This window comes from Streptomyces sp. NPDC046727, from assembly GCF_040645635.1.
GTDB lineage: Bacteria > Actinomycetota > Actinomycetes > Streptomycetales > Streptomycetaceae > Streptomyces.
The window spans coordinates 259,526-269,377 of the sequence record NZ_JBEYYR010000010.1 but is presented as its reverse complement, the minus strand read 5'-3'; the positions used below and the strand labels follow the sequence as shown (position 1 = coordinate 269,377).

Annotated in this window: 10 protein-coding genes; 5 read left to right on the top strand and 5 right to left on the bottom strand. The window is 73.4% G+C overall.

Annotation, left to right across the window (positions count from 1 at the left end):
- Positions 1–1,218: OB-fold nucleic acid binding domain-containing protein (locus ABZ937_RS15770; RefSeq protein WP_361691616.1), on the top strand; the 1,218-nt coding region annotated here is incomplete at its 5' end.
- 97 nt (positions 1,219–1,315) lie between these two features.
- On the opposite strand, the gene ABZ937_RS15765 is transcribed toward ABZ937_RS15770, so the two are convergent.
- Positions 1,316–1,495, bottom strand: a complete 180-nt coding sequence (locus ABZ937_RS15765; RefSeq protein WP_361691613.1) for a hypothetical protein — start codon at positions 1,493–1,495, stop codon at positions 1,316–1,318.
- A 226-nt stretch (positions 1,496–1,721) separates the two neighbouring features.
- On the opposite strand from ABZ937_RS15765, the gene ABZ937_RS15760 reads away from it, so the two are divergent.
- From ABZ937_RS15760 to ABZ937_RS15745, 4 genes are all read left to right on the top strand, one after another.
- Complete coding sequence (locus ABZ937_RS15760) at positions 1,722–2,942, top strand: NYN domain-containing protein (protein ID WP_361691610.1); 1,221 nt, start codon at positions 1,722–1,724, stop codon at positions 2,940–2,942.
- 62 nt (positions 2,943–3,004) lie between these two features.
- On the top strand, positions 3,005–4,015 hold the full coding sequence (locus ABZ937_RS15755) for an ABC transporter ATP-binding protein (RefSeq protein ID WP_361691607.1): 1,011 nt from the start codon (positions 3,005–3,007) through the stop codon (positions 4,013–4,015).
- Positions 4,016–4,079: 64 nt separating this feature from the next.
- Positions 4,080–4,901 carry an ABC transporter permease gene (locus tag ABZ937_RS15750; RefSeq protein WP_361691604.1) on the top strand — a complete coding sequence of 274 codons (822 nt, stop codon included), beginning with the start codon at positions 4,080–4,082 and terminating at the stop codon, positions 4,899–4,901.
- 34 nt (positions 4,902–4,935) lie between these two features.
- Entirely contained in the window at positions 4,936–5,592 is a 657-nt protein-coding gene (locus ABZ937_RS15745) for an AAA family ATPase (RefSeq protein ID WP_361691601.1), read from the top strand.
- 88 nt (positions 5,593–5,680) lie between these two features.
- On the opposite strand, the gene ybaK is transcribed toward ABZ937_RS15745, so the two are convergent.
- From ybaK to ABZ937_RS15725, 4 genes are all read right to left on the bottom strand, one after another.
- Complete coding sequence (gene ybaK, locus ABZ937_RS15740; protein WP_361691598.1) at positions 5,681–6,184, bottom strand: Cys-tRNA(Pro) deacylase; 504 nt, start codon at positions 6,182–6,184, stop codon at positions 5,681–5,683.
- 26 nt (positions 6,185–6,210) lie between these two features.
- A complete protein-coding gene (locus tag ABZ937_RS15735) occupies positions 6,211–6,951 on the bottom strand; it encodes an LON peptidase substrate-binding domain-containing protein (RefSeq protein WP_361691595.1) in 741 nt (246 codons plus the stop codon).
- Between the two features lie 11 nt (positions 6,952–6,962).
- Positions 6,963–8,015: a hypothetical protein gene (locus ABZ937_RS15730; protein WP_361691592.1), complete on the bottom strand. Its 1,053-nt coding sequence runs from the start codon at positions 8,013–8,015 to the stop codon at positions 6,963–6,965.
- 164 nt (positions 8,016–8,179) lie between these two features.
- Complete coding sequence (locus tag ABZ937_RS15725) at positions 8,180–9,757, bottom strand: oxidoreductase (protein ID WP_361691589.1); 1,578 nt, start codon at positions 9,755–9,757, stop codon at positions 8,180–8,182.
- Positions 9,758–9,852: the final 95 nt, after the last annotated feature.

Sequence of the window (9,852 nt, the reverse complement as noted above, 5' to 3'; positions counted from 1 at the left end):
TACGCCTTCAACAAGGCCCACTCGGCCGCGTACGGCCTGGTCTCGTACTGGACCGCGTACCTGAAGGCGAACCACCCCGCCGAGTACATGGCCGCCCTGCTGACCTCGGTGAAGGACGACAAGGACAAGTCGGCCGTCTACCTCAACGAGTGCCGCCGCATGGGCATCAAGGTGCTCCCGCCGAACGTCAACGAGTCCGAGTCGAACTTCGCCGCCCAGGGCGACGACGTGATCCTCTTCGGTCTCTCCGCGGTCCGCAACGTCGGCACCAACGTGGTCGAGTCGATCATCAAGTGCCGCAAGGCGAAGGGGAAGTACAGCTCCTTCCCGGACTACCTGGACAAGGTCGAGGCGGTGGTCTGCAACAAGCGGACCACGGAGTCGCTGATCAAGGCCGGCGCCTTCGACACCATGGGCCACACGCGCAAGGGCCTCACCGCGCAGTACGAGCCGATGATCGACAACGTGGTCGCGGTCAAGCGCAAGGAGGCCGAGGGCCAGTTCGACCTCTTCGGCGGCATGGGCGAGGAGACCGGCGACGAGCCCGGCTTCGGACTCGACGTGCAGTTCAGCGACGAGGAGTGGGACAAGACCTACCTGCTCGCCCAGGAGCGGGAGATGCTCGGCCTGTACGTCTCCGACCACCCGCTCTTCGGCCTGGAGCACGTCCTGTCCGACAAGGCCGACGCGGGCATCGCCCAGCTCACCGGCGGCGAGCACGCCGACGGCGCGGTCGTCACCATCGGCGGCATCATCTCCGGCCTCCAGCGCAAGATGACCAAGCAGGGCAACGCCTGGGCCATCGCCACCGTCGAAGACCTCGCGGGCTCCATCGAGTGCATGTTCTTCCCCGCCACCTACCAGCTCATCTCGACCCAACTCGTCGAGGACGCGGTCGTCTTCGTCAAGGGCCGGCTCGACAAGCGGGAGGACGTGCCCCGGCTCGTCGCCATGGAACTGATGGTCCCCGACCTCTCCAACGCGGGCACCAACGCACCGGTGATCCTCACCATCCCCGCCGTGAAGGTCACCCCGCCCATGGTCAGCCGGCTCGGCGAGATCCTCAGCCACCACAAGGGCGACAGCGAGGTCCGCATCAAGCTCCAGGGCCCCCGCAAGACCACCGTCCTCCGCCTCGACCGGCACCGGGTCAAGCCCGACCCGGCCCTGTTCGGCGACCTGAAGGTGCTCCTCGGTCCGTCCTGCCTGGCCGGCTGACCCCCACGGCACGAAGCAGCATGAAGGGGCGCACCCATGACGGGTGCGCCCCTCGCATGTGCCTGGGCTTCAACTGCCCTCGGGCTTCAAGCGCCCTTTAGTTGTGGCCGAAGCTCTTCTGCTTCTTGCGAGCAACATCCGCGGGGCTGCCCTGGATGTGCGACACCGGCGACTCGTGCGTCTCCGACGCCGGCCGCTGCCCGTGCTCGTGTGCCTGGTCGGCCTGGGGCGCGCGGCTCTGCGGGCTGCCCTGCTTGCGGTTCTTGTTCTTGGCCATGGTGATCTGCCTCCTGTGGGGGATCTAGGGGCCAGGGCCGGGACCAGATTCACATAGGCTGACATCAGGCGCATGTCGGATAATTACCGTGTGTGACAGGGCAGGTGGGCGGGCGAGAACCGCAAACGCCACGCCGAAGATCGAGTTCGGGCCGTTAACCCCCGCGCGGTCGGGCAGACTCGAAGGAAGTCCGAAAGCAAAGCCTCCCGGGAAGAGGGTGAGTCGCGTGGACCGCTGCATCGTCCTGGTGGACGCCGGGTATCTGCTGGGCGCCGCCGCCAGCCTCCTCGCCGGCGAGCCCTCGCGGTCCCGGATCACCGTCGACCACACCGCGCTGATCCAGGCCCTGCGCGAACGCGCGGAGTCCGAGACCGAGCGTCCCTTGCTGCGCATCTACTGGTTCGACGGCGCGCCCGACCGGGTCCCCCAACCGGAGCATCGCCGGCTGCGCGTGATGCCCCGGGTCACCGTCCGGCTCGGTGCCCTCACCCGCAGTGACGGACGCTGGGCCCAGAAAGGCGTGGACGCCGCCATGCACGCCGAGCTGACCGAGCTGGCCCGCAACCGCGCCTGCTCCGACGTCGTCCTCGTCACCGGCGACGGAGATCTGCTGCCCGGCATGATGGCCGCCAAGGAGCACGGCGTCGCCGTCCACCTGTGGGCCGTCCAGGCCGCCGACGGCGACTACAACCAGTCCGAGGACCTCGTCGCCGAGGCCGACGAGCGGCGGGTGCTGGACCGCGCCTGGATCACCAAGGCCATCCGCGCCAAGGAGCTGACCGGCGTCTGCGCCCCGCCGCCCGCGCCCCGCCCCGAGATCGCCGCGATCCTCTCCGCGCCGCTGCCCGATTCCGCGCTCGCCGCGACGGCCGAGCGGCCCGCCGAACAGCCCGCGCACCCGTCGGCCGCCGCGACGGAGAACGGCACCCCGGAGCGGGTCCCCGCCGCCAAGGGCGTCCCCACCCCCAAGGACCTGGCCGCGCTGCGCGCCCCCGGCGCCCAGCCCGCGCAGCACCCGGCGACCGCGACGCTGCGCTGGTCCTCCGACAAGGGCTGGGTCGACCGGCCGGGCGTGGCGGCCGAACCCGCCGAGGCGGCCTCCATGCCGACGCTGGCCCAGCTCACCACCGCCGAGCAGCGGTGGGCCGACCGGGAGGAGGACATCACGACGGTCGGCGGCGATCCGTACGAGGTGGGGCAGGTCTTCGCCCGCCGCTGGATGTCCCGGCTCGGCGACCAGAGCCATCTGCAGCGGCTGTCGCAGATGTATCCGCGCATCCCGCACCGCATCGACGGCGAGCTGCTGCGGTACGCGGCGCGGTTCGGGCTGCTCGCACACAAGGACGACCAGATCGACGAGCACGACCGTTACGCCATTCGGGCGGGCTTCTGGCGGGAGTTCGACGTCCCGGCGGCGGCCGAGCCGCACGCACCCGCCGCCGACTGAGTCCCCGTAGCCGCCCCCGAAGACGAGTACAGGCCCCCGACCCCGTAGTCTCGTCCCTTGTGATGACGCGCGCGGGGCAGGCACTACGGTACGACACGGTCGTACGCGTGCGCGGGCTCAGCAAGACCTACCCGGCCGGGAAGGGCCGGCGGGGCACGCCGGGCACCCCCGAGGTGCGGGCCACCGACGAGGTGGAGCTGGACGTGCGGCGCGGCGAGGTCTTCGGGCTGCTCGGCCCGAACGGCGCCGGCAAGTCCACCCTCGTACGGCAGCTCACCGGGCTGCTGCGGCCGGACGCGGGCAGCGTCGAGATCCTCGGCCACGACATCGTGCGGCACCCCGAGCGGGCCGCCCGGATCCTCGCGTACCTCGGCCAGGAGTCCACCGCCCTGGACGAGCTGACCGTCTCCCTCGCCGCCGAGACCACCGGACGCCTGCGCGGCCTGGAGGTACGGCGGGCGCGGGCCGAGCGGGACGCCGTACTGGAGGAACTCGGGCTGACCCCGATCGCCGGGCGGGCGCTGCGGAAGCTGTCCGGCGGGCAGCGCCGGCTCGCCTGCTTCGCCGCCGCCCTCGTCGGCCCGCGACCGCTGCTCGTGCTGGACGAGCCGACCACCGGCATGGACCCGGTGGCCCGGCGCGCGGTCTGGGCGGCCGTCGACCGGCGGCGGGCCGAGCACGGGACGACCGTGCTGCTGGTCACCCACAACGTCATCGAGGCCGAGACGGTCCTGGACCGGGTCGCCGTGCTCGACCAGGGCCGGGTCATCGCCTGCGACACCCCCGCCGGGCTCAAGGCGCAGGTCGCCGGCGAGGTGCGGGTGGAGCTGGTGTGGCGGGAGCGGGCGCCGCTGGAGGTGCCCGAGGTCGCCGTCCTGCGCGAGCGGGCCGTGGAGTCCGGCCGGCGCTGGACGCTCCGGCTCGCGCCCGAGGAGGCACGCGCCGTCGTCGCCACAGTGACCGGCGGGGCCGCCTTCGCCGCCCTGGACGACTTCACGCTCGCCACGCCCAGCCTGGAGGACGTCTACCTGGCGCTGGGCGGCGCGGCCCGGCAGGGGCTGGTGAAAGCGTGAGCACACCGGCCGCGAAACGCGTATGGGTCTGCGCGACTGCCGTAGGGAAGAGGAGCAGCTCGTCGTGAGTGTCGTACCCGCCGAGGTTCTGCCGGGCGGCTCGCGGGCCGTGCCGGAGACGGTGCCCGGCGCGGCCGAGCTGGGGCCGCCCGCGCGGCTGTGGCCGTCGCTGGTGGCCGTCTACCGGGCGCAGCTGTCCCGGGCCCGGGTGGCGCGCATCCCGCTGCTGTTCGTGGCGACCTTCCAGTCCGTCGGCATCGCCGTGATGATGCGCGGTGTCGTCGACAGCGGCCACGAGGCCCAGTCCGTGGTGGCCGGCTCGTCCGTGCTGGTCGTCGCGTACGTGGCGCTGAACCTGCTCTCGCAGTACTTCGGGCAGCTGCGGGCCAGCGGCGGGCTCGACCACTACGCCACCCTGCCGGTGCCACCGGCGGCGGTGGTGCTGGGCGCGGCGGCGGCGTACGCCTCCTTCACCGTGCCGGGGACCCTGGTGACCGCCGTCTTCGGCTGCGCGCTGTTCGGGCTGCCTCTGTCCAACCTGTGGATCCTGGTGGCCGTCATCCCGCTCGCCGGGGCCGCGCTGGCCGGGCTCGGCGCCGCCTGCGGGCTGCTCGCGCCCCGGCCCGAGCTGGCCACGCTGCTCGGGCAGCTGGGCATGTCGGCGGCGCTGCTGCTGGGCGTGCTGCCGCCCGACCGGATGCCGGAGCTCGTACGGCTGGCCCGTGATCTGCTGCCGTCGACCTACGGCGTGGAGGCGTACGCCCGGACCTTCGGCGCCCACCCCGACTGGGCCGTCGTCCTGGTTGACCTGGGGGTGTGCGCGGGCGTCGGGGTGGTCTCGCTGGCCGTGGCGACCTGGGCCTACCGCAGGGCCGCCGTCCGGTGACGCGGGGCACAGCACGACCTGGCACGATGTCAGGGTGACCGCACCGTTGACTCCGCCACCGCCGCCGCACGACGACTCCCCGCACCAGGTCTGGCAGGCTTCGCCGCCGGCCGGGGCACCCGTCGGGAGTGGGTACGAACAGGACGGTCCCGGGATGAGGACGGAAGTGCGGGAGGCCGCCGTGATCACGGTGGCGTTGGCGCTCGGCGGCGTGCTGCTGGGGCTGCTGTGGTGGTGGCTGGCGCCGCATGTGCCGCTGGTCGGCGACGAGGTCGACAAGAGCTGGGTCGTCTACCTGAAGGACTCCGAGGGCGAGCAGGCCGTCGGGGTGGACGGTACGTTCGCCCTGCTGGGCCTCGCCTTCGGGCTGGTCAGCGCGGTCGTGCTGGTCCTGCTGCGGCGGCGTGGCGGGGTGCCGCTCGTGGTGGCGCTGGGCCTCGGCGGGCTGCTGGGGTCCCTGCTGGCCTGGCGGCTGGGGGTGTGGCTGGGCCCCGAGTCCGATGTGCTCGCGCACGCGCAGGCCGTGGGCAAGGGGGTGACGTTCTCGGCGCCGCTGAAGCTGTCGGCGAAGGGGGCGCTGCTCGCGTGGCCGCTCGCCGGGCTGCTGGTGCATCTCGGGCTGACCGCGCTGTTCGGGCCGCGGGACCCCGAGCCGCCCTATCCGCAGCAGCCGTATCCGCAGCAGCCGTAGCGATATCCGCAGCAGCCGTAGCTACGTCCCTCGCGCCCGCGCGCCCCGTGGGCCGCGCGGGTGCCGGCTCAGCCCCGGCCGATAGGCCTCAGCCCCGGCCGATAGGCGCCAGCACCGCCCCCGTCAGCTTCGCCAGATCCCCCGGCGCCAGCTCCACCTCAAGACCCCGCCGCCCCGCCGACACACAGATCGTCTCGTGGCCCTCCGCCGAGTCGTCGAGGACCGTCGTCAGCCTCTTGCGCTGGCCGAGCGGGGAGATCCCGCCGCGGACATAGCCCGTGGTGCGCTCGGCGAGGGTCGGGTCGGCCATCGCCGCCCGCTTGCCGCCCACCGCCGCCGCCAGGGCCTTCAGGTCCAGGGAGCCGGCCACCGGGACCACACCGACCACCAGGGCGCCGTCCACGTCGGCCACCAGGGTCTTGAAGACACGGTCGGGGGAGACGCCCATCGCCTCGGCCGCCTCCTCGCCGTAGGAGGGGTGGGACGGGTCGTGGTCGTAGGCGTGGACGGTGAAGTCCACGCCCGCCGCCGTCAGGGCCACCGTCGCGGGCGTGCCCCCGGACTGCTGCTGCTTCTTCGACTTCTTCGCCATCAGGAGTGCGGTTCCCTCGGTGTCCCTCAGTTCAGGCTGGTCGGCGCCCGCGTCAGCTCGAACGCGGGCAGCGACGGCAGGTTACGGATGATCGCCGTCTCCGCGCGAAGGAGTTTCAGCTCGTCCCGCAGGCGGGAGGCGGTGTCCGGGGCCTGGAGCAGGCGCTGTTTGGTCGGCGTGTCGTGCACCATCGCCGCCGCCACCAGGTACGACACCACGCTCGGGTCGTCCGGCAGCTCGGCGCCGGTGGACATCGAGCGCTCACGGGCGCCCGCCAGCCGCTTCTGGTACTGCCGGAAGGACCGCAGGACGCCCTCGGCCAGCGCGCCGGCCTCGTCCCCGGGTTCCTCCGGAAGTTCCTCCAGCTCCGCGGTCAGGAAGGGGCCCGACGCGTCCACGGACAGCAGACGGACGCGGGTCGTGCCCGTCGCCAGTACCTCGAACGTGCCGTCGGGCCGTTCCCGGACGGTCGCCGCGTCCGCCACACAGCCCACCCCGTGGAAGGCTCGGAGCGGGTCGGGGCCGAAGCCCGCGGCCGGGCCCCGCTCGGGCTGTGCCGTGGGATCCGGCATGCCCGGGGCGCTGGGCGCGACCTCGTGGCCGTCGCGGATGGCGACGACGGCGAACCGGCGCGGTTCGTCCTCGGGGGTCTTCAGCAGGTCGCGCATCATGGCGCGATAGCGCTCCTCGAAGACGTTCAGCGGCAGCACGAGACCCGGGAACAGCACCGAGTTCAGCGGAAAGAGCGGGAGACGGACGGTGGTCACGGCGCCCCAGCCTAGTGGTCGTCGGCGCAGGTGTGTCCGCCGTGGCCGCCGAGGGGCTCCGCCGGCGCCGGCAGCAGCCCGGCCGGGGCGGGCCGCGTACCCGCCGTCTCCAGGTGCTCGCGCAGGCGCAGGAAGTGGCCGAGCGGGTCGTCGCAGAGCCGGTCCCAGGGGAAGGACGTGGCGTACGGGCCGATCAGGCGCATCTGGGTGCGGGCGTCCTCCCAGCGTTCCAGCCGCAGCAGGACGTACAGCAGCTTGTTGCGGACCCGGGCGGGTCCCGGGTCGGCCGCCGGCAGGCGTGCGGACAGGGCGATCGCGCGGTCGGCCGCCGCGTCCAGCCGGGCGCGCGGCACCGTGGGGCCGCAGCCGTCGGTGAGGTAGCCGAAGGCCGCCCGGGCGGGCAGGGCCTGCACGAGCGAGCCGGCCGGGGCGTCCTGCGCCGCCCGGTCGGCGAAGTCGAAGCACGCGTGGTGGGAGCCGTGCCAGGAGGCGGCCAGGTAGAGCAGGGCGGCCACATGACAGCCGTAGTGGTGCGGGGCGCGCCGGACGGCCGCCTCCCACAGCTCCTCGACGTAGCGGTGCCCGGCCCGCGAGCCGCGCGCGTGGTCGAGCGCGATCCGCCAGGGCACCGGGTCGCCGACGTCGGCGCGGGCGGCGGCGGTGATCAGCGGGCTCACCTCGCGCAGCAGCTCGGCGCGGGCCGGCGAGGACCAGACGCGGTCCACCGCCAGCTGGGCCCCGACCAGCAGCACCCCGGGGTCGTCCGGGGCGGCGGCGCGCCACTCCTCGTACCACTCGGGGCGGGAGCGGGCGAAGGCCGCCAGGAGCCGCACGTACCGGTCCCGGTACTCCCACTCGGCCGCGGTGCGGGTGGCGGCGAGCAGGACGGCCGCGGCGGTGTACTCGCCCCGGCCGGCCGCGACCAGCGCCGGGGAGAGGCGGGTGTCGGGCGCGTCGAGCACGGCCTCGTCCCCGGCGGGCGGTCGGCCGGCCGGGGACGCGGAGCGTTTGGTCATCCGTGTGGGGCGGATGAACGAGGGCAGCAGAGCCATGGTGCCGACCATTGAAAGTCCGCAGGTCGGGGCGGCGCCAGAGGGCCTTGGCAAGTTGCGGAAGGTTGTACGGCGGACGGTCAAAGCCCGGTAAAGGGTGATGTGCAAGCTGTGAGCGTTCGAAGCGAATGATGTGTGTGAGGGCGTGTTCCGCCGGCCCCGCCGCCGCGCGGTCCTCAGCCCCGCCGCAGCAGCCGGGTCGCGCCCGCCGCCACCGTCGTCGCCAGGATCCAGCCGAGCAGGATCATCGCCGCCGCCAGCCACTGCCAGCCGCCGCTCAGCTGCCACTGGCCGGCCTGGCCCAGGTCGATCACGGGCAGCAGCAGGTCCAGCGTGAACAGCGCGGGGCTCCAGACCGGATGGCCGCCGGAGTTCACCGGCGGATGGTCCGCGTGCGCGAACGTGAGCGTGCCCGCCGCCCACAGCACCGCCATCCACACCGCGGCCCGGCCGGGACGGTAGCCGTACGCCACCGTCCAGTCCTGGACGTAACCCCAGAACTTGCCGGCCAGCGGCAGCGTCTCGCGCCGCCGGCGCTGCTTGGCGAGCAGCACCTCGCGCGCGTCCTCGTCCTCCCCGGCGGCGCGCAGCACCGCGGCCAGCCGCTCGTACGGCTCCGGGGCGTACTCGGCGGTGGCCGCCGCCACCCAGTCCAGGCGCTGGGTGAGCGGGAACGGTCCCTGCGGCACCAGGCTCTCGTAGGTGAACCCGCCCATGTGCAGACTGCCCGGGCCCGGCCAGCTGCTCGCGCGGTCCACCAGGGTCACCACCCGCGCGCCGGACAGCACCACCTTGCCCCGCTGCGGCTTGTCCCCGAGGAAGCGCAGCTCCGGCGTCTGCGCCCGGCGCAGCGACAGCTCCTGGTCGTCGGTGAAGACGAACCGGGCCCGCTCCAGGTCGACGGCGTCCCCGAACCGCCCGTCGTCCAGCCGCACCCCGCCCCGGCACTCGAACCGCTGGATGCGCGTCCCGCGCGCGGGTGTCGTGCCGCTCAGCAGCGGGCTGCCCACGCCGGCCGGGGTCAGGTACAGGGTGCGCTCGACCGTCAGCTGGGGGGCGTTCAGCGCGAAGCGGGAGTAGGGATTGGCGAGCCTCGCGCCGCGCAGGCTGAGCGACACACCGACCTGGGCGCCGCGCAGGCTCAGTTCGCCGTGCGACTCCAGCATCTCGGCCTGGAGGTCCTGGCCGACGGTCATGCCGTCCGCCGCGATCGACCGTCCGCTGCGGTCGCGGTACACGATCGCCTGGTTGAGTAGCAGATCGGTGCCGATGTGCGCGTCCGTCAGCCGGACCCCGTTCTGGAACCGGCAGCGCGGCAGGTGCAGGTCGCCCTCGGTGTGCACCCGGGCCGCCTCCAGGCGCGGCACCGCGCAGTCCACCAGCCGTACGGTCGTGAACCGGGCCTCCGGCAGCCGGACCTCCTCGTCGAAGCGGCAGCCGCGCAGCTCCACGTACGGCGTGACCTGGCCGCCCGCCAGGTCCAGCGAGCCGGTGACCCGTATGCCGACGAGCTTCAGCGCGGACACCCGGCCCGCGAGCGCCGGCGGGCCGTCCAGCAGCAGCCAGCAGACGATGCGGGCCCGTACGGTCCGCTCGGGACCCCAGGGGTGCCCGCCGTGCGGATCGTCCACCACGGAGTCCCCGCTGCTCAGGTCGTACACGCTGCCGTTGCGGAAGGCCTGCCACATGCCCGCCTCGGTCGCGGTCAGGTCGTCGGGCAGGTCCCCGGTGCGGATGCCGGCCCCCTCGGTCACCGCGCTCCTCTCCCGGTTCAGTGGTTTTCAGCGGTTTTCGTACAGCCGTTCATGCCCGCTGTGTGACCCCCGGAACACCACACGTGAAGGTGATC

Bases quoted from the DNA above. Each gene is read 5' to 3' on its own strand.
- ABZ937_RS15765 (WP_361691613.1), bottom strand. From the start codon at position 1,495: ATGGCCAAGAACAAGAACCGCAAGCAGGGCAGCCCGCAGAGCCGCGCG.
- ABZ937_RS15755 (WP_361691607.1), top strand. From the start codon at position 3,005: ATGACGCGCGCGGGGCAGGCACTACGGTACGACACGGTCGTACGCGTG.
- ybaK (WP_361691598.1), bottom strand. From the start codon at position 6,184: ATGGCGAAGAAGTCGAAGAAGCAGCAGCAGTCCGGGGGCACGCCCGCG.
- ABZ937_RS15730 (WP_361691592.1), bottom strand. From the start codon at position 8,015: ATGGTCGGCACCATGGCTCTGCTGCCCTCGTTCATCCGCCCCACACGG.